This window comes from Georgenia satyanarayanai (assembly GCF_900116375.1).
GTDB lineage: Bacteria > Actinomycetota > Actinomycetes > Actinomycetales > Actinomycetaceae > Oceanitalea > Oceanitalea nanhaiensis.
On record NZ_UETB01000006.1, the window covers coordinates 160,636 to 178,520 of the forward strand.

Sequence of the window (17,885 nt, forward strand, 5' to 3'; positions counted from 1 at the left end):
CCATGAGCGAGAACACCGAAGAGACCACCACGCAGGAGCGCAACGACCGCAAGGTGCGCCGTGGCTACGTGGTGTCCGACAAGATGGACAAGACCGTCGTCGTCGAGGTGGAGGACCGCGTCAAGCACCCGCTGTACGGCAAGGTCATCCGTCGCACGAGCAAGGTCAAGGCGCACGACGAGGCCAACACGGCCGGTGTCGGCGACCTCGTCCGCATCATGGAGACGCGGCCGCTGAGCGCGACCAAGCGCTGGCGACTTCTCGACATCGTCGAGAAGGCCAAGTAGCCCACCAGCCCCCCATCCGTTCGGCAAGGCTCAGCCCCGGCTGAGAACCGGCTCGACGACAGGAGTACATCGAATGATCCAGCAGGAGTCGCGACTGAAGGTCGCCGACAACACCGGTGCCAAGGAGATCTTGTGCATCCGTGTGCTCGGAGGCTCCGGCCGGCGCTACGCCGGTATCGGTGACGTCATCGTCGCCACCGTCAAGGACGCCATCCCCGGCGGCAACGTCAAGAAGGGCGACGTCGTCAAGGCTGTCGTCGTGCGCGCTGCCAAGCAGCGTCGTCGCCCCGACGGTTCCTACATCCGCTTCGACGAGAACGCCGCCGTCATCCTCAAGGCTGACGGCGAGCCGCGCGGAACCCGCATCTTCGGCCCCGTGGGCCGCGAGCTGCGCGACAAGAAGTTCATGCGCATCGTCTCCCTGGCTCCGGAGGTGATCTGAGATGGCTCGGATCAAGAAGGGCGACCTCGTGGTCGTCATCGCAGGCCGCGACAAGGGCAAGCAGGGCCGTGTCCTCGAGGTCGACGTCGAGCGTGACCGCGTCGTCGTCGAGGGTGTCCAGCGCATGAAGCGCCACACCAAGGTCGGCCAGTCCGGCCGCGGCGCCAAGACCGGTGGCATCGAGACCATCGAGGCCGCGATCCACTCGAGCAACGTCATGGTCGTCGACCCGGAGACCAAGAAGGGCACCCGGGTCGGGATCCGCACCGAGACGGTCGAGCGCGACGGCGTGGAGCGCACGCAGCGTGTCCGCGTCGCCAAGCGCTCCGGTAAGGACATCTGACATGAGCGAGACCACCACCGCAACGAGCCCGCGCCTCAAGCAGCGCTACCGCGAGGAGATCCTCACCGCCCTGCGCGAGGAGTTCCAGCACCCGAACGTCAACCAGGTCGCCGGTCTGACCAAGATCGTCGTCAACATGGGCGTGGGGGACGCGGCACGCGACTCCAAGCTCATCGAGGGCGCGATCCGCGACCTGGCTCTCATCACCGGCCAGAAGCCGCAGGTGACGAAGGCCCGCAAGTCGATCGCCCAGTTCAAGCTGCGTGAGGGTCAGCCCATCGGCGCCCACGTCACGCTGCGCGGCGACCGCATGTGGGAGTTCCTCGACCGACTGCTGTCGATCGCCCTGCCCCGCATCCGCGACTTCCGTGGGCTCTCGCCCAAGCAGTTCGACGGCAACGGGAACTACACCTTCGGTCTCAACGAGCAGTCGATGTTCCACGAGATCGACCAGGACAAGATCGACCGCGTGCGCGGCATGGACATCACGGTCGTCACCACGGCCAAGACCGACGACGAGGCCCGCTCGCTGCTCAAGCACCTCGGCTTCCCGTTCAAGGAGAACTGACGTGGCGAAGACCGCCCTGATCCAGAAGGCGAACCGCAAGCCCAAGTTCGCGGTGCGCGCCTACACCCGGTGCCAGCGGTGCGGCCGTCCGCACTCGGTCTACCGCAAGTTCGGCCTGTGCCGGATCTGCCTGCGCGAGATGGCCCTTGCCGGCCAGCTCCCCGGCATCACGAAGAGCAGCTGGTAAACGACTACGTCGTAGGTCCCGTAGGAAACCCCGACGAGGAAGGGCCGAGGCCCGATGACAATGACTGACCCCATCGCAGACATGCTCACGCGTCTGCGTAACGCCAACTCGGCGTACCACGAGTCGGTGACCATGCCGTACTCGAAGCTCAAGCAGAACATCGCCGAGATCCTCAAGACCGAGGGTTACATCGCCGGCTGGGACGTCGAGGACGCCCCGGTGGGCAAGAACCTCACGCTCCAGCTGAAGTTCGGCCCCCAGCGCGAGCGCTCGCTCGCCGGTGTGCGTCGCGTGTCCAAGCCCGGACTGCGCGTGTACGCCAAGTCCACCAACCTGCCCCGAGTCCTCGGCGGCCTGGGCGTGGCGATCCTGTCCACCTCCTCCGGCCTCCTCACGGACCGCGAGGCACAGACCAAGGGCGTTGGCGGGGAAGTCCTCGCCTACGTCTGGTGATCGGGAAGGAGTAGAGACATGTCCCGAATCGGAAAGGTCCCCGTCCCGGTCCCCGCAGGTGTCGACGTCACCATCGAGGGCTCGGTCGTGACCGTCAAGGGGCCCAAGGGCACCCTCAGCCACACCGTCGCCGCCCCCATCACCGTCGCTCGCGACGACGAGGGTGCGATCGTCGTGACCCGGCCGGACGACGAGCGCGAGTCGCGTTCGCTGCACGGCCTCACCCGCACGCTCATCGCCAACCTCGTCACCGGAGTGACCCAGGGCTACGAGCGCAAGCTCGAGATCGTCGGCACGGGTTACCGCGCCGTCGCCAAGGGCTCCTCCGTCGAGCTGGCGCTCGGCTTCTCCCACCCGGTCGTCATCGAGCCGCCGGAGGGCGTGACGCTCACCGTCGACGCCCCCACCAAGCTCACGGTGTCCGGGATCGACAAGCAGCAGGTCGGCGAGCTGGCCGCGAACATCCGCAAGATCCGCAAGCCCGAGCCCTACAAGGGCAAGGGTGTGCGCTACGCCGGCGAGCAGGTGCGCCGCAAGGCCGGAAAGGCAGGTAAGTGATGGCACTGTCCGTCAAGGGCAAGGGCAAGAACGCCGCTCGCGGGCGCCGTCACCTCCGTGTCCGCAAGAAGGTCTCCGGCACGTCGGAGCGTCCGCGCCTCGTCGTCACCCGCTCCTCGCGCCACATGGTCGCGCAGCTGGTCGACGACACGAGCGGCACCACCATCGCGTCCGCCTCGACCCTCGAGGCCGACCTGCGGGCGTCTGACGACGAGAAGGTCGCCAAGGCGCGTCGCGTCGGCGAGCTCGTCGCCGAGCGGGCCAAGGCTGCCGGTGTCGAGGTCGCGGTGTTCGACCGCGGCGGCAACCGGTACCACGGCCGCGTGGCCGCCGTCGCCGACGGCGCCCGTGAGGGCGGGCTCGCCCTGTGACCAGCGTGAACGTACGAGAGCAAAGGAACATCTGATGGCTGCACCGCAGCGAAGCAGGACCGGTTCCGGTACCGGTGCCGGCCCCGCCGGCGGCGAGCGCTCCGGCGGTCGCCGGGGCGAGGGCCGTCGCGGCGCCGCCGAGCCGAGGAACGAGTTCGTCGAGCGCGTCGTCACGATCAACCGCGTCTCCAAGGTCGTCAAGGGTGGTCGTCGCTTCAGCTTCACCGCTCTCGTCGTCGTCGGGGACGGCAACGGGACGGTCGGCGTCGGCTACGGCAAGGCCAAGGAGGTGCCGGCCGCGATCGCGAAGGGTGTCGAGGAGGCGAAGAAGAACTTCTTCCGCGTCCCGATGATCCAGAAGACGATCCCGCACGCCGTCACCGGCGAGGCAGCGGCCGGCGTGGTCTTCCTGCGCCCCGCAGCCCCGGGTACCGGCGTCATCGCCGGCGGTCCGGTCCGCGCCGTCCTCGACTGCGCCGGCATCCACGACGTGCTGAGCAAGTCGCTCGGCTCGGAGAACGCGATCAACATCGTGCACGCCACCGCTCAGGCGCTGCGCAACCTCGAGCAGCCCGAGTCCGTCGCGGCCCGCCGCGGTCTGCCCCTCGAGCGTGTCGCCCCGGCCGTCATGCTGCGCAACCGCGCGGCGGGCGAGGCCCAGGCGCGCGAGGAGAAGCAGGCCGAGGCGTCCGGGAAGGTCGGTGCGTGATGGCACAGCTCAAGGTCACGCAGACGAAGTCCGCGATCGGCGGCAAGGAGAACCAGCGCCAGACCCTGCGCACGCTCGGTCTGGGCCGGATCGGCCGGAGCGTCGTGCGTGAGGACCGTCCCGAGGTTCGCGGCATGATCACGACGGTGGCCCACCTGGTCTCCGTCGAGGAGGTCAAGTAACCATGGCAGAGTCCAAGCAGACTCCCGAGCAGGCGCGCACCCTCAAGGTGCACCACCTGCGTCCCGCCCCCGGCGCCAAGAGCGCCAAGATCCGCGTCGGACGCGGTGAGGGCGGCAAGCGCGGCAAGACCGCGGGTCGCGGCACCAAGGGCACCAAGGCCCGCTACCAGGTGCCGGCCGGCTTCGAGGGCGGGCAGATGCCGCTGCACATGCGGCTGCCCAAGCTCCGCGGCTTCAAGAACCCCTTCCGCGTCGAGTACCAGGTCGTCAACCTCGACCGTCTCTCCGCCCTCTTCCCCGAGGGTGGCTCCGTGACGGTCGACGACCTCGTCGCCAAGGGCGCCGTGCGCTCCGGCCAGCTGGTCAAGGTGCTGGGCAGCGGTGAGGTCACCGTCAAGCTCGACATCGTGGCCAACGCGTGGTCGGCCTCGGCGCAGGAGAAGATCGAGGCAGCAGGCGGGTCCCTGACCCAGGCCTGAGCTGCCGACGAGCGGGCGGTCCGGACACCGGGCCGCCCGTTCGCGCTCCCGGGACGTGGCACAGGCCACGTCGTGGAACAGGTACAGTACGTTGCGGTCCAGACCGCCGACGCGAGCTACGTCGCCCGCCGTCGTCACATTGCAGGAGGAAGATTGCTCAGCGCATTCGCCCAGGCGTTCCGTACGCCGGACCTGCGGCGCAAGCTGCTCTTCACGCTGGGGATCATGGCGATCTTCCGCCTCGGGTCCGTCATCCCCACCCCAGGGGTGTCCTACCCGAACGTGCAGCAGTGCCTCGAGGCCGTCGGCAGCACGAACGACCTCCTCGGCCTCGTCAACCTCTTCTCCGGCGGCGCCCTGCTGCAGCTGTCGATCTTCGCGCTGGGCATCATGCCCTACATCACCGCGAGCATCATCACCCAGCTCCTGCGCGTGGTCATCCCGCGCTTCGAGGCGCTGCAGAAGGAGGGCCAGCAGGGGCAGGCCAAGCTCACGCAGTACACCCGCTACCTCACGATCTTCCTCGCCGTCCTCCAGTCGACGACGATGATCACGATGGCCCGCAGCGGCAACCTCATCCCGGGCTGCTCCGTCCCGCTCATCCCCAACGACTCGGTCATGACGATCGTCATCATGATCATCGTCATGACGGCGGGCACCGGCCTGATCATGTGGCTCGGCGAGCTCATCACCGAGCGCGGTGTCGGCAACGGCATGTCGCTGCTCATCTTCACCTCGATCGCGGCCGGCTTCCCGTCGGCGCTGTGGTCGGTCGGCGGCGCCGCGAACGGTGTCGCGAACGTGACGATCGTGATCGCCCTGCTCCTCGTCATCACCCTGCTCGTCGTCTTCGTCGAGCAGTCCCAGCGCCGGGTGCCCGTCCAGTACGCCAAGCGCATGGTGGGCCGGCGCATGTACGGCGGGTCGAGCACCTACATCCCGATCAAGATCAACATGGCCGGTGTCATCCCGGTCATCTTCGCCTCCTCGCTGCTCGCGCTGCCGGGCCTGTTCTCCCAGTTCGGCGACCAGAGCGAGGGCTGGGTGCAGTGGGTGAGTCTCAACCTCCTGTCTCCCACGGCGCCGCTCTACATGGCGATCTACTTCGTCCTCGTCCTGTTCTTCGCGTTCTTCTACACGTCGATCACCTTCAACCCCGACGACGTGGCGGACAACATGAAGCGCTACGGCGGCTTCATCCCCGGCATCCGCGCCGGGCGCCCGACGGCGGAGTACCTCCAGTACGTCATCACCCGCATCACGACCGCGGGCGCACTGTACCTCGCGCTCATCGCGATCTTCCCGGTCATCGTCTTCGCGGCGCTCAACCTGCCCGACACCGTCGGCTTCGCCCTGGGCGGGACCTCGATCCTCATCGTCGTGGGCGTCGGTCTGCAGACCGTCAAGGAGATCGACTCCCAGCTCCAGCAGCGTCACTACGAAGGGTTCCTCCGATGAGCCGCCGTCTCGTCCTCCTCGGCCCGCCCGGCGCGGGCAAGGGCACCCAGGCCACCCGCCTGAGCTCGACGCTCGGCATCCCCGCGATCTCCACCGGCGACATCTTCCGCAGCAACGTCGCCGAGCGCACCGAGCTCGGCCGGCGTGCCCAGCGGTACATGGACGCCGGGGAGTACGTGCCCGACGAGATCACCAACGACATGGTCCGGGACCGCCTCGCCCGGGAGGACGCCACGGACGGGTTCCTCCTGGACGGCTACCCCCGCACGCTCGACCAGGTCCGCGAGCTCGACGCGATGCTCGAGGCGAGCGGGACGGCGCTGGACGCGGTCGTCGAGCTCACCGCCGACGACGAGGTCGTCGTGCAGCGTCTCCTGGGCCGGGCGGCCGAGCAGAACCGCGCGGACGACACCGACGTGGTCATCCGCCGTCGTCTCGAGGTCTACCACGACCAGACGGCGCCGCTGGCGGACCACTACGCCCAGCGCGAGCTGCTCGTGCGGGTCGACGGGATCGGGTCCGTCGAGGAGGTCACCGAGCGCCTGCTCGGCGCGCTGAACGCCGGCTGATGCGCGAGCGCATCGAGTACAAGACGCCGGAGCAGATCCGGGTCATGCGACGCGCGGGTCTCGTCGTCGCCGAGATCCACGCGGCGCTCCGGGAGGCCGCGGCGCCCGGTCGGACCACCGCCGAGCTGGACGACGTCGCCCGGCAGGTCCTCGACGACGCCGGGTCCCGGTCGAACTTCCTCGGGTACCACGGCTACCCGGCGCACGTGTGCATCTCCGTCAACGACGAGGTCGTCCACGGCATCCCGGGGGAGCGGGTGCTCGCCGACGGCGACGTCGTCTCCTTCGACTGCGGCGCCGTCGTCGACGGCTGGCACGGGGACGCCGCCTTCACCGTCGTGCTCGGCGAGGGGGACCCGCGCGACCACGCGCTGAGCGAGGCGACCCGGACGGCCATGTGGGACGCCATCGCCGCACTGGCCGGCGGTACCCGCCTCGACGTCGTCGGGGAGGCCGTGGAGGACGCCGTCTCCGCGCACGTCGCGGCCGGGAACGAGCCGCTCGGCATCATCGAGGACTACGTGGGCCACGGCATCGGCAGTGCCATGCACCAGCCCCCCGACGTCCTCAACTACCGCGCCTCGCGGCGCGGTCCGCGACTGCGCCCGGGGATGTGCCTGGCGATCGAGCCGATGCTCAGCCGGGGCACCATCGAGACCCGCGTGCTGGCCGACGACTGGACAGTCGTCACGGCCGACGGCGCCCGCGCGGCGCACTGGGAGCACTCCGTGGCGCTCACCGAGCACGGCGTCTGGGTCCTCACCGCGGAGGACGGCGGGACGGCCGAGCTCGAAACACGGAACGTGCGCGTGTCGCCTCTGTCATGATAAGGACATGAATCGCCTGGGGCGGCGGGTTCACGGACCCCTCCCACGCGCCAGTCGCGCGGCCTACGTGGCGCCGCGCATCCTGGACGCGTTGGGATCGCGCGCGCCGCTGACAGTGCTGCGCGGCCCGCGCGGCTTCGGCAAGACCACCGCGCTCGTGGACTGGCTCAGCGGCATGGACGACGGTGTCCCCACCGTCTACGTCCCCCTCGACGAGGGCTCCCGCCTCGCGCCGGGGTTCTGGTCCACGATGCACGCCGCCCTGGCCGCCGCCGACCTCGACGGGCAGGCGCCCGACGTGGACGGGGAGGACCCGGACCGCGTCGCGGTGCTCGGTGCGCTCCTGCGGCACGAGGACCCGCTGCGGCTCGTCGTCGACAATTACCACGAGGCCGGGCACCTCGACGGCCGCAGCGAGATCGACGACCAGCTCCTCGAGCTCGTCCGATCCAGCGCCGCGCTCGAGCTCGTCGTCTCCACCCGCTCGCTGCGGGCCCTGGAGACCACCGGTGCGCTCTCGGTCGACCTCACTGTCGTGCGCCCCGCCGACCTCGCCATGCAGGCCGAGGACGTCGCCGCGCTGGCCGAGCTCCACGGCGTCGCGATGACGCAGGACGACGCGAGCGAGCTCGCGATGGAGCTCGGGGGCTGGCCGGCCGCCGTCCGCGCGTGCATCGCGGCTGCCGCGGTCGGTGGGCACCAGGCGGCCGTCGACGCCGGCACGGTCGACGGCTTCATCGAGGCACTCCTGGCGGACGTGCGCTCGACTGCGCTGCGCGAGTTCCTCATGCGCACCGCCGTGCCGGACGAGTTCTCCGCGGCGGCGGCCCGCGCGATCGTCCCGGACGGCACCGCCCTGCGGGAGCTGCGCAACCTGCGCGTCGGTGGTCTGCTGCGCGAGCGCGAGACGGTGGAGGGGCTGAGGTACTCCTACCCGCCCGCGATCCGCGACGCGCTGCGCCGGGTGTCCTTCGAGCTCCACCCGCACCTGGAGCGGGAGGTGCACATCGCCCTCATGGCCCTCGCGGCTCAGGAGGAGGGACCGATCGGGGTGCTTCGCCACGCGGTCCGGGCCCAGGAGTGGGACACGGCCCTGCGGATCATCGCCGAGGAGTGGTCCGCCCTCCTCACGCAGCACCCCCACCGGCTCATCGAGCTCGCCGGCAGCTTCCCCCGCGAGATCGCCGACGGTGACCCCCGCCTCCAGGTGGTCCGGCGCCACCTGCCCCGGATGGCGCCGGCGGCCGAGGAGGAGGTCAGCGAGTGGACGCCCACGGGCGCCCACTTCGTCGACGCGGCCGTCAAGCAGCGCTGGCAGGAGATGCGGGAGACCACCGACGAGGTGCACATCCTCATCCAGTCCGGTCTTGCCGCGGTCTTCGCGGGCGAGCAGGAGGCGGCCGCGTACGCCTTCGAGCGCGTCCGTGACCACGGCATGCGGCAGGACGACCGCACCGCGCGGCTGCTCGGCATCGGCGGCATGCTCACCGCCAAGACCTTCCACGGGGAGACCGACCTCGCCCTGCGGCTCCTGGAGGACGCCGAGCTCGCCGACGTCATCTCCGGCGGCGACGACGACGAGGTGAGCCGCCTCGTCCGGGTGGGCAGTCGGATCATGCGCGCGATCGCCACCGTCGACGGGATGCGTCCGGAGGCGCACGAGGCTGTGGCGGCGATCGTCGAGCCGGGCCGGCGCGACGAGCTGTGGGCGCTGGCCATCCACGCACGCGGCCTGTACGCCTCCGTGTACGGCAACGAGGAGGACCAGGCGCGGGCGGTCGGCCAGCTGCGTGCCGCGCTGCGGCACCTGGAGCCCGGCGGCATCGCGGAGTCGACCATCGGTACCCAGCTGGTCGAGCTCCTCGTGGCCGGGGGGATGGTCGACGTCGCCGAGCAGGTGCTCGACCGGCTCGTCGACGGCTTCGTGTCCAGCTCCACCCGCGCCTACCTGCTCCATGCCCAGGGGCGGGAGCAGGAGGCCATCGACGTCGCCGCCCGCGACCTCGGGGACCGGCGCATGACGGCACGCAGCCGGCTCATCAACGAGCTCATCATCGCCGCGGCGCTCTACCGGCTCGGGCAGGGCACCGCCGCCCGACGCCGTTTCACCCGCGGCGTGCGGATCGCCTACGAGACCGGGCAGCGACGTCCCTTCGCGCTCATCGACGCGGACATCTTCGCCGCGCTCGCCGGCAACGACCCCGACCTGTTCGCCCTGCGCCCCCTCGCGTCCACGACCGACGCCCAGCGGCCCCACGCCGTGCCGTCCACGCCCGCCGTGCCGACCGAGCTCAGCGCCCGTGAGCTGCAGGTGCTCGCCGCGCTCCAGGACAGCGCGGGCCCGGCCGGGGTGGCCGCAGCGCTCGGTATGTCGGTCAACACCGCCAAGACCCACCTGCGCCACGTCTACCGCAAGCTCGGCGCCTCGAGCAGGGACGAGGCGCTCGTCCTCAGCCGCGGCCTCAGCGGCGAGCGGCGGTAGCGGTGAGGGAGCGCGTCCACCGGACCCGGCTGCCGCGAGTCCCGAGCGTCTTCTGCCCCACCCCGGCCGCCGACGCGGTCGTGCGCCACCTGCCCGCGCTCGTCCTGCTGCGTGCGCCCCGCGGGTACGGGAAGACGAGCACGGTCGCCTACTGGCTGCGCAGCGGTGAGTTCGACGACAGGGCCGTCGCCTGGCTCACGCTCTCGGAGCGCACCGGTGTCGCCGAGCTGTGGACGGCCGTCCACGACGCGCTCGTCGCCGCCGGCGTGGCGTCCCCCGCCTCCGAGCCCGACCTCGACACCGTCGACCAGGAGCTGCGCCGGCTCACCCGTCGGCTCGTCCTCGTCATCGACGGGCTGCACCAGGTGACCGACGTCGACGTCGACGCCGAGCTCGTCGAGCTCGCCCAGGTGCACGAGCTGCTCCACCTCGTCGTCACGACGCGTCTGGCGCGGCCGATCCTGAGCATCGGCCCCGCGACGGTCGACGCCGCCGTGCTCGACGTCGCCGAGCTGAGCCTCACGGCCGCGGAGACCACGCTCCTCGCCGGGCGCCTGGGCCTGTCCCTGTCCCCGGAGGAGATCAGCCAGCTTCTCGCCGAGTACGCGGGCTGGCCCGCGCTCGTGCGAGCGGCGCTCCTCGAGACCCGGCGGGCGAGCGACGGCAGGCTCGTCACGGATTCCGCGGCCATCGCCCGCTACACCGCTCTGGTGATCAAGGACCAGGAGCAGGCGAAGTGGCGTGACGTCCTGATGACGCTGGCCGTTCCGGACCCCCTGCGCCCGGGGGACCTCGAGGTGCTCGTCGAGGACCCGGCACAGCTCCCGCTGGCGGACGTCGTCATCCAGAGCTCCTACACGGACCGCCGGGCGAACGGTACGTCCGCCTACCCCCGGGGGTTGCGCCAGGCCCTGCTGGAGAACCTGCGGTCCGACAGCCCCGAGCGCTTCCGCGAGGTCAACGACCTCCTCGCCCGTCGCCGGCGCGAGCAGCAGCTGGCGGGGGAGGCTCTCACCTACGCGATGCGCGCCGAGGCGTGGCCGCTCGTCCTGGGGATCCTCGAGGACCACTGGGCCGAGCTGCTCGACCGTCACCCCGACGCCGTCCAGGCCGCCGTGCGGACGATGCCGCGCGAGCTGGTCGCCTCGAGCGCCCGGCTCGTCGTCGCCCATGACTACGTGCTCGACCGGGACACGGGGCACCAGGCAGAGGCCGCGCTGCGCAGTGGGCTCCTCACCCCCGGCGGCCCGATGCCGGTGCGCTCGCTGACCACGACGCAGCGCCTGGCCCTGCGCTTCGACGGCACCCCGACGTTCGGTGCCGCGCAGATCCTGCTGGGGCGGCTGGACAGCACGCTGGCCGACGACGGCCACCCCCGGCACCCGCCCGACGTCGAGCGGGCCATCCCCGAGCTCCTCACGCAGTGGGCGCTGTCCATGCTCCACGCCAACGACGGCGTGCGCGCCGCCTACGGCTTCGCACTCGCCTGCCAGGAGGCGGTGCGGCTGGGGAACTCCGCGGCGGCGCGGGAGGCCGCGCACGGCACCGCGCTGGCGATGGCGCTGCTGGGCCACACCCGCAGCGCCGACGCCTGGAGCACCTACGGCGACGGCCTCGCCGCCACGCCCACCCGGCTCGAGGTGGTGGCCCGGCCGCTCGCCCGCACGGTGCTGGCGGGCATGCGGCTGGCGCGCAGCACGTGGCCCACCGTGCCGACGATCACCGGGGAGCACGGGCTGGCCCCGCTCCTCGAGCTCACGCGCGTCGCGGCGGCCTTCGCCGAGATCCTCCACGGGCGCTTCGAGCGCGCCCGCGTCGTCCTCCAGCGCCACGCCACCGACCACGGCCAGGACCAGGCCGAGCTGGTCCGGGCCTCGGTGGCGGCGCTGCAGGTCGACCTCGCGCTCGCCGAGGGCCGGCTCGACCGTGCGGGCGTGCTCCTCGCCGGCACGCACGACGACGGCGCCTGGACCCACGCGAGCCGTGCGCGCCACGCGTTCTACGTAGGTGCCTACGCCGAGACCCTGCGTCTGACCGAGAACGGCGCCACCTTCGCCGGCACGCGTCCCCGGGTCGGGCTCGAGCTCCTCCTGCTCCACGCGTGCGCGTCCTGGCGCACCGGGCAGCGGGAGACGGCGGTTGACGACCTCGCCACCGCGGTGGGCCTGGCGGCCGACACGGAGGTGCTGCTGCCCTTCCTCACGGTTCCGCGCACCGACCTCGAGGCGATCGCGCCCGACGGGTCCTGGGCGCGCCAGTTCCTCGACGAGCCCCGTCTCGCCCACACCGACACCGTGTTCCCCGAGCCGCTGCGCGCCGGCCAGCTCAGCGTCGCGGAGCTGCGGGTGCTGCGCGAGCTGCGGTCCGACGTCCCGCTCGCCCACATCGGGCGGCGGCTGTACCTGTCGGAGTCCACCGTCAAGACCCACGTGCGGCGCATCTACCGCAAGCTCGGCGTGTCGGACAGGACGCACGCGCTGGAGCGGGCCCGCGAGCTGTCCCTGCTCGACGACGACTGACCGGGCGCTCTCACCCCCGGCGAGCCCGAGAGTCGGGTGCTGATCACCCGATCTCGCGTGCCGCCGCGCAGGTCGTGGGTGGTGGGGTTGACGGGAACATCCACCAGGGAGGTCGTCGTGAGTCCCACCGAGGCAGCGCGCGCCGCCCTGTCGGCCGACGGCGTGCCGGCGGGCAGGACGCTGCTCGTCGCGTCCACCGGTGGCCACCTCGAGCAGCTGTGGCGCCTGCGCAGCAGGCTGCGGCCGGTGCTGAGCGACGTCGAGTGGGCCACGTTCGACGAGGCACAGTCCCGCTCCCTCCTTGCCGGCGAGGTGGTCCACCACGTCCCCTACATCCCGCCCCGCGGCTACGGCGAGGTCGTGCGGGTCATGCCGGAGGCACGGCGGATCCTGCGTACCGGGCGCTTCGACAGGGTGGTGAGCACCGGCTCGGGGATCGCGCTTGCCTTCCTCCCCGTCGCCCGCGCCCTGGGGATCCGCACGCACTACATCGAGAGTGCCGCCCGGGCGGACGGGCCGAGCCTCACCGGGAGGATCGTCTCGCGGGTCCCGGGGACCCAGACCTACAGCCAGTACCCGCGGTGGGCGGACGAGCGGTGGCAGTACCGCGGCTCGCTCTTCGACGGTTACGACGTCGTCGGGGACCGTCCGGTCACGACGGCCGACCGCGTCGTCGTCACGCTCGGCACGATGAAGACCTACGGCTTCCGCCGAGCCCTCGACGCCGTGTGCCGGGTCCTTCCGGAGGTCCTCGCGCCCGGCGCCGAGGTGCTGTGGCAGGTGGGTGTCACCGACGCCTCCGGGCTGCCGGTCGACGCGAGGGTCGACGTGCCGGCCGCGGAGCTGCATGCCGCGATCGAGGAGGCCGACCTCGTCGTCGCCCACGCCGGCATCGGCTCGTGCCTGACCGCGCTGGACGCCGGTCGCTGCCCCGTCGTGCTGCCGCGCCGGCAGGAGCACGGCGAGCACGTCGACAACCACCAGGAGCTCATCGCACACGAGCTGGACCGCCGCGGCCTCGCGGTCCGCCGACTGCCGGGAGAGCTCACGGCGCAGGACCTGCGGGCCGCGATGGCGCGGCGTGTGCAGGCGGCCGTGACCCCGCAGACCTTCGTGCTGGGGGCAGTGTGAGGAGGTCCACGACACCGCACTGACCAGGCAGTTCACCCCTCATTAGGGCCTTTGTGCCGACGTGTCCACCGGAGACCGGTAACGGTCTGGTTACGATGGTCCACGTCCATGGGGGGGACTCGGGCGGATTTCCCCGATGGCTGGCGCCTTCGCGTCGCTGTCCCGCAACCGAGAAAGAGCGAGCTACTACATGCGAGTTTCACACGCGCTCATGAGCCTGGTCGTCGCCGTCGGCGGCATCGGTCTCGTGTCCGGCCCGGCAGCAGCCACGACGGTCGGGGTTCCCGACGACGTCCGGCTGGCACCGTCGGGCAGCCTGACGATCACCGAGCCGGGGACCGTCGTCGACGGTCTCCACGTCGACGGCATGATCCACGTCCTCGCCGACGACGTCACCATCAAGAACACCAAGGTCACCTACGGCGGTTACCACAGCATCCGCGTCGACTCCGACGTGAAGAACACCCGCATCCTCGACACGACGGTCGAGTGCGGGAACCCGAGCAAGACCAACGGCATCACCTTCGGCAACTACTACGCCGAGCGCGTTGCCCTCGAGGGCTGCCGCAACGACTTCATGTCGCAGAAGGGCAAGCCGGCCGTCGTCGTCGACAGCACCGTCGACGGTGAGGACTTCAGCCTCAACGCCGACGAGCATCCCGGTCCGAAGCCCACGCCGAAGCCCACGCCGAAGCCCGAGCCCACGCCCGAGCCGAGCCCCGAGCCCACGCCCGAGCCCGAGCCCACGCCCGAGCCCGAGCCCGAGCCCGAGCCGGAGCCCGAGCCCGAGCCGGAGCCGACCCCGGAGCCGGAGCCCGGAGACACGGACGGAGCATGGCCCACGCCCGAGACGACCGGTCCGCGCTACGACGCCGAGCGACGGGTCACCGGCGGCTTCGAGAGCTCCCGGGACGGTCAGGTCATCGAGCGCCTCGAGATCGACGGGCGCCTGACCGTGACGCACGACAACGTCACCGTCCGGGACGTCACCGTCAACGGCACCGGCACCTACATGGTGCAGGTGAAGGAGGGCGCGGACGGCCGATGCCCCGAGAACGTGCGCTTCGAGCATGTCGAGATCGACGGCGCAAGGGCCGCGGAGAACGACATCCCGCTCTACTCCCCGGACTGCGGCTACACCTTCGACCGCGGCCACATCCACAACGTCGGACGGGCATCGCGTGTCGTCCACGACACGACGATCAGCAACTCCTACATCATCTCCGACCGGACCGGTGACTCCGGGGCGCACCGCGGCGGCGTCGGGAACAACGGTGGGACGAACAACGCGCTGCTGAACAACGTCATCAAGTGCGAGGGCACCGGCTGCTCGGCGGCCCTGCCCATGTACGGCGACTTCCGGACGATCGACGGCTACCGCATCGAGGGGAACCTCCTCGCCACGACGGGTTCGTACTGCGCGTACGGCGGGAGCCTCGACTCCAAGCCGTACCCCAACGGCCGGAACATCAGGTTCATCGACAACCACTTCTCCTCGGAGTACTTCGACTCGTGCGGCCGCTACGGGGTCGTCAGCGGCTTCGACGACGGTGTGCGCGGGAACATGTGGAAGGGCAATGTCTGGCACGAGACCGGCGAGCCCATCCCGGCCGGCTAGCGCCGACCACTCGTCACGGACACACGCGGCGGGCCGCCTCGAGACACCTCGAGGCGGCCCGCTCGCTCGTGGGCGCCCGGGACCACCACCCTCCTCACCCCGCCGGAACCGGTCTGTCACCCGCTCGTCGGTCTAGTCGGCAGTAGCAGCGACACCCCACGCTGGAGGTCGTCGTCGTGAGGTAAGGAGGTGTCTGTTGCGGCTCCTCGTGCACCGGAAGCAGGCGGACAGTCCCTCCTCGCTCGACGGGTGGCTCGACCGGTCGGTGCGCCGTGACGACCTGGGGCGCACCGTGACCCGCGGGATCAGCTGGACGCTGATGAGCAACTGGGTGTCCGCAGGGCTGCAGATCGCCACCACAGTCGTGCTCGCCCGGCTCCTCACGCCCGCAGACTTCGGGCTCATGGCGATGGCGCTGACTCTCACAGTCGTCGTCACGCAGTTCCGGCAGCTCGGCCTGAGCCAGGCGGTCGTCCAGCGGGAGAACCTCACGTGGGCGCAGGTCAATGCGTTGTTCTGGGTCAACGCCGCCGCAGGCGTGCTGCTCGCTCTGGTCGTGGCGGCCGCGGGCGTGCCGCTCGCTGCCTTCTACGGCGAGCCCGCGGTTGTCCCGCTGTGCGCCGCGCTCGGCGCCGGCTTCGTGTTCTCGGGGCTCGCGGTCCAGCACGGCGCGCTCCTCAACCGGGCGATGCAGTTCCGCCGGATCGCCACGCGCAACATGGCGGCCGGCATCCTGTCGAGCGTGGCCGCGGTGGTCGCGGCACTCCTCGGCATGGGGGTGTGGTCGCTCGTCGTGCAGAACGTCAGCGCCCTCGTCATCGCGACGGCGCTGAACTGGTGGGCCGTGCCCTGGCGTCCGAGTCGCCCGTCCAGCCTGCGCGAGGCGCTGCCCCTCCTCGCATTCGGCGCTCATGTCTCGGTGGCGAACCTCTGCTACACGCTCTCGCGCCAAGCCGACAACGTCATCATCGGCCGGGTCCTCGACGCGAGTGCCCTCGGCCTGTACAGCCGCGCCTACAGCCTTCTCATGCTGCCCCTCCGACAGCTCAAGACTCCTGTCCAGGCGGTCATGGTGCCCGCTCTGGCCTCCCTGCAAGGACAGCCGGAGCGGTACCGGCACGCGTACCGGCGGGCCGTCAGCGGACTCAGCCACGCCGGCATGCCGGCCGTCGTCGTCATGGCCGTGACCTCCCGCGAGCTCGTGCTGGTCGTCCTCGGTGAGCAGTGGGCGGGTGCAGCGCCGATCTTCCAGGTCCTCGCCGTGGCCGGCTTCGTCCAGCTCGTCTCGACGACGACGGGATGGATCTTCACCAGTACCGGCCGCGGCTCCGCATACGCAGGTTGGGCGGTCGTCAACGGGACTGTGACGATCGGTGGCTTCGTCGTCGGCGTCCAGTGGGGGGTCACGGGGGTCGCCGTCTCGTACGCGGTGACGCAGCTGCTCCTCCTGGTCCCGGCCTTCGTCGTCGCATGCCGGGACACCCCGCTGTCGCCGGGCGACCCGTTCCGGGCGATGGCACGTCCGGTCGTCGTCTCGACGGCCGTCCTGCTGGTCAGCGTCACCGTGCGCGCGAACGTCGACCTGCCGGCCATCGGGAATCTCGTCGTGACGTGCGGTGCGGCGGCCGTGGTGTGGATCCTGTGTCTCGCTGTCTGGCCGCGCGCCCGTGGAGAGGTGAGAGAGCTGCTGGCGATCGCCGGCAAGCGCAGGAAGAGCGACTCCTCCCGTGGCGCGACGAACGACGGAGGCAGCCGTGCGTGAGCGGAGCGGTACGCGGGAGGCACAGCGCGGCCGGACGGTCGGTGTCCTCGGAGGGATGGGGCCTGCGGCGACGGTCGAGACGTTCCGCCGCATCGTCGCTTCCACGCCGGCCCGGCGCGACCAGGATCATCTCCACATCGTCATCGACTCGAACCCGGCCGTCCCGGACCGCACTGCAGCTCTTCTCCTCGGAGGGGAGGACCCACGCCCGCTCCTGGACGCCGGGGCGCAGCGCCTCGTCACCGCGGGTGCCGAGGTACTGTGCATCCCGTGCAACACCGCGCACGCCTACCACGAGTGGCTGCAGCGGCGGGTGCCCGTGCCCATCGTGCACATGCTCCGGGAGACTGCAGCCCGTGTCGCTGCCCTCGGTGCTCGTCAGGTCGGGCTGCTCGCCACGACTGGGACGGTGGCCACAGGCCTGTACCAGGCGGAGCTGGAGAACGCGGGCCTTCGAGTCGTCCCCCTGGAGGCACCGGCCCAGGACGGAGTGATGGCCGCGATCGAGGCGGTCAAGGCAGGCGACGTCGGTGACCGCGTCATCGGGGCCCTGGCCGCTGCGGCCCTCTCGCTCGTGGGGGCCGGCGCGGACCACGTCGTCGTGGGGTGCACCGAGATCTCCCTCGTCGCCGGGAAGCTGCCGGTCCCCGTCCCCGTCGTGGACGCCCTCGACGTCCTCGTCTCCTCGACGCTGCGCCTTGCCACGTCCGTCCCTGAGCCACCGGAGCTGGTGCCACATGTCGTATGAGCTTCTTGCAGTCATGGGACCCGTCAGCCCGGGGTTGAGCGCCCAGCGCCGGGATGTGGTGGAGCGCGCTGCTGCGGCAGTCCCCGGAGCGACTCGGTGGACTGTGCACGAGAGCCGGACGGCGTGTGCCGCCTTCGTTGCGACGGAGCCGGCCGGAGGCACCTTCGCGGAGGACCGATCCGCGGGCAGGTC

The 17,885-nt window shown here is 71.1% G+C and carries 20 protein-coding genes; all 20 read left to right on the forward strand.

Going from position 1 to position 17,885, the window contains the following annotated elements:
- Window positions 1-2: 2 nt before the first annotated feature.
- Window positions 3-287 carry a 30S ribosomal protein S17 gene (gene rpsQ, locus DSZ44_RS10350; RefSeq protein ID WP_110852595.1) on the forward strand — a complete coding sequence of 95 codons (285 nt, stop codon included), beginning with the start codon at window positions 3-5 and terminating at the stop codon, window positions 285-287.
- 73 nt (window positions 288-360) lie between these two features.
- Complete coding sequence (rplN, locus tag DSZ44_RS10355; RefSeq protein WP_110852538.1) at window positions 361-729, forward strand: 50S ribosomal protein L14; 369 nt, start codon at window positions 361-363, stop codon at window positions 727-729.
- Window position 730: 1 nt separating this feature from the next.
- Window positions 731-1,072, forward strand: a complete 342-nt coding sequence (gene rplX / locus DSZ44_RS10360) for a 50S ribosomal protein L24 (RefSeq protein ID WP_110852539.1) — start codon at window positions 731-733, stop codon at window positions 1,070-1,072.
- A 1-nt stretch (window position 1,073) separates the two neighbouring features.
- Window positions 1,074-1,640 carry a 50S ribosomal protein L5 gene (gene rplE, locus DSZ44_RS10365; protein ID WP_110852540.1) on the forward strand — a complete coding sequence of 189 codons (567 nt, stop codon included), beginning with the start codon at window positions 1,074-1,076 and terminating at the stop codon, window positions 1,638-1,640.
- Window position 1,641: 1 nt separating this feature from the next.
- Window positions 1,642-1,827, forward strand: coding sequence for a type Z 30S ribosomal protein S14 (locus DSZ44_RS10370; RefSeq protein WP_110852541.1), 186 nt, complete (start codon window positions 1,642-1,644; stop codon window positions 1,825-1,827).
- Between the two features lie 54 nt (window positions 1,828-1,881).
- On the forward strand, window positions 1,882-2,280 hold the full coding sequence (rpsH, locus tag DSZ44_RS10375; RefSeq protein ID WP_110852542.1) for a 30S ribosomal protein S8: 399 nt from the start codon (window positions 1,882-1,884) through the stop codon (window positions 2,278-2,280).
- Between the two features lie 18 nt (window positions 2,281-2,298).
- Entirely contained in the window at window positions 2,299-2,838 is a 540-nt protein-coding gene (rplF, locus tag DSZ44_RS10380) for a 50S ribosomal protein L6 (RefSeq protein WP_110852543.1), read from the forward strand.
- A complete protein-coding gene (rplR, locus tag DSZ44_RS10385; protein ID WP_110852544.1) occupies window positions 2,838-3,209 on the forward strand; it encodes a 50S ribosomal protein L18 in 372 nt (123 codons plus the stop codon). The genes rplF and rplR overlap by 1 nt, the downstream gene beginning before the upstream one ends.
- Before the next feature lie 34 nt (window positions 3,210-3,243).
- Window positions 3,244-3,918: a 30S ribosomal protein S5 gene (gene rpsE / locus DSZ44_RS10390; RefSeq protein WP_110852545.1), complete on the forward strand. Its 675-nt coding sequence runs from the start codon at window positions 3,244-3,246 to the stop codon at window positions 3,916-3,918.
- Window positions 3,918-4,100 carry a 50S ribosomal protein L30 gene (gene rpmD / locus DSZ44_RS10395; RefSeq protein WP_110852546.1) on the forward strand — a complete coding sequence of 61 codons (183 nt, stop codon included), beginning with the start codon at window positions 3,918-3,920 and terminating at the stop codon, window positions 4,098-4,100. Before rpsE ends, rpmD begins: the two co-directional genes overlap by 1 nt.
- A 2-nt stretch (window positions 4,101-4,102) precedes the next feature.
- Window positions 4,103-4,579: a 50S ribosomal protein L15 gene (gene rplO, locus DSZ44_RS10400; RefSeq protein WP_110852547.1), complete on the forward strand. Its 477-nt coding sequence runs from the start codon at window positions 4,103-4,105 to the stop codon at window positions 4,577-4,579.
- 153 nt (window positions 4,580-4,732) lie between these two features.
- Window positions 4,733-6,037 (forward strand): preprotein translocase subunit SecY, encoded by a 1,305-nt coding sequence (gene secY, locus DSZ44_RS10405; RefSeq protein ID WP_110852548.1) that lies wholly within the window; start codon window positions 4,733-4,735, stop codon window positions 6,035-6,037.
- Window positions 6,034-6,606 carry an adenylate kinase gene (locus tag DSZ44_RS10410; protein WP_110852549.1) on the forward strand — a complete coding sequence of 191 codons (573 nt, stop codon included), beginning with the start codon at window positions 6,034-6,036 and terminating at the stop codon, window positions 6,604-6,606. The genes secY and DSZ44_RS10410 overlap by 4 nt, the downstream gene beginning before the upstream one ends.
- Window positions 6,606-7,433, forward strand: a complete 828-nt coding sequence (gene map / locus DSZ44_RS10415) for a type I methionyl aminopeptidase (protein WP_110852550.1) — start codon at window positions 6,606-6,608, stop codon at window positions 7,431-7,433. Before DSZ44_RS10410 ends, map begins: the two co-directional genes overlap by 1 nt.
- 91 nt (window positions 7,434-7,524) lie before the next feature.
- Window positions 7,525-9,915 (forward strand): helix-turn-helix transcriptional regulator, encoded by a 2,391-nt coding sequence (locus DSZ44_RS10420; RefSeq protein WP_146237519.1) that lies wholly within the window; start codon window positions 7,525-7,527, stop codon window positions 9,913-9,915.
- Between the two features lie 2 nt (window positions 9,916-9,917).
- Window positions 9,918-12,434 carry a helix-turn-helix transcriptional regulator gene (locus DSZ44_RS19030; RefSeq protein WP_110852552.1) on the forward strand — a complete coding sequence of 839 codons (2,517 nt, stop codon included), beginning with the start codon at window positions 9,918-9,920 and terminating at the stop codon, window positions 12,432-12,434.
- A gap of 117 nt (window positions 12,435-12,551) precedes the next feature.
- The gene (locus DSZ44_RS10430) at window positions 12,552-13,565 is read left to right on the forward strand and encodes a glycosyltransferase (protein ID WP_220035156.1); all 1,014 of its coding nucleotides are present in this window, start codon (window positions 12,552-12,554) and stop codon (window positions 13,563-13,565) included.
- Between the two features lie 190 nt (window positions 13,566-13,755).
- Complete coding sequence (locus DSZ44_RS18285) at window positions 13,756-15,183, forward strand: hypothetical protein (protein WP_181424601.1); 1,428 nt, start codon at window positions 13,756-13,758, stop codon at window positions 15,181-15,183.
- A 196-nt stretch (window positions 15,184-15,379) separates the two neighbouring features.
- Window positions 15,380-16,945 carry a lipopolysaccharide biosynthesis protein gene (locus tag DSZ44_RS10440; protein ID WP_110852553.1) on the forward strand — a complete coding sequence of 522 codons (1,566 nt, stop codon included), beginning with the start codon at window positions 15,380-15,382 and terminating at the stop codon, window positions 16,943-16,945.
- Complete coding sequence (gene cuyB, locus DSZ44_RS10445; protein WP_220035157.1) at window positions 16,938-17,693, forward strand: cysteate racemase; 756 nt, start codon at window positions 16,938-16,940, stop codon at window positions 17,691-17,693. The genes DSZ44_RS10440 and cuyB overlap by 8 nt, the downstream gene beginning before the upstream one ends.
- Window positions 17,694-17,885: the final 192 nt, after the last annotated feature.

Bases quoted from the DNA above. Each gene is read 5' to 3' on its own strand.
- rpsQ (WP_110852595.1), top strand. From the start codon at position 3: ATGAGCGAGAACACCGAAGAGACCACCACGCAGGAGCGCAACGACCGC.
- rplN (WP_110852538.1), top strand. From the start codon at position 361: ATGATCCAGCAGGAGTCGCGACTGAAGGTCGCCGACAACACCGGTGCC.
- rplX (WP_110852539.1), top strand. From the start codon at position 731: ATGGCTCGGATCAAGAAGGGCGACCTCGTGGTCGTCATCGCAGGCCGC.
- rplE (WP_110852540.1), top strand. From the start codon at position 1,074: ATGAGCGAGACCACCACCGCAACGAGCCCGCGCCTCAAGCAGCGCTAC.
- rpsH (WP_110852542.1), top strand. From the start codon at position 1,882: ATGACAATGACTGACCCCATCGCAGACATGCTCACGCGTCTGCGTAAC.
- rplF (WP_110852543.1), top strand. From the start codon at position 2,299: ATGTCCCGAATCGGAAAGGTCCCCGTCCCGGTCCCCGCAGGTGTCGAC.
- rplR (WP_110852544.1), top strand. From the start codon at position 2,838: ATGGCACTGTCCGTCAAGGGCAAGGGCAAGAACGCCGCTCGCGGGCGC.
- rpsE (WP_110852545.1), top strand. From the start codon at position 3,244: ATGGCTGCACCGCAGCGAAGCAGGACCGGTTCCGGTACCGGTGCCGGC.
- rpmD (WP_110852546.1), top strand. From the start codon at position 3,918: ATGGCACAGCTCAAGGTCACGCAGACGAAGTCCGCGATCGGCGGCAAG.
- rplO (WP_110852547.1), top strand. From the start codon at position 4,103: ATGGCAGAGTCCAAGCAGACTCCCGAGCAGGCGCGCACCCTCAAGGTG.
- DSZ44_RS10410 (WP_110852549.1), top strand. From the start codon at position 6,034: ATGAGCCGCCGTCTCGTCCTCCTCGGCCCGCCCGGCGCGGGCAAGGGC.
- map (WP_110852550.1), top strand. From the start codon at position 6,606: ATGCGCGAGCGCATCGAGTACAAGACGCCGGAGCAGATCCGGGTCATG.
- DSZ44_RS18285 (WP_181424601.1), top strand. From the start codon at position 13,756: ATGCGAGTTTCACACGCGCTCATGAGCCTGGTCGTCGCCGTCGGCGGC.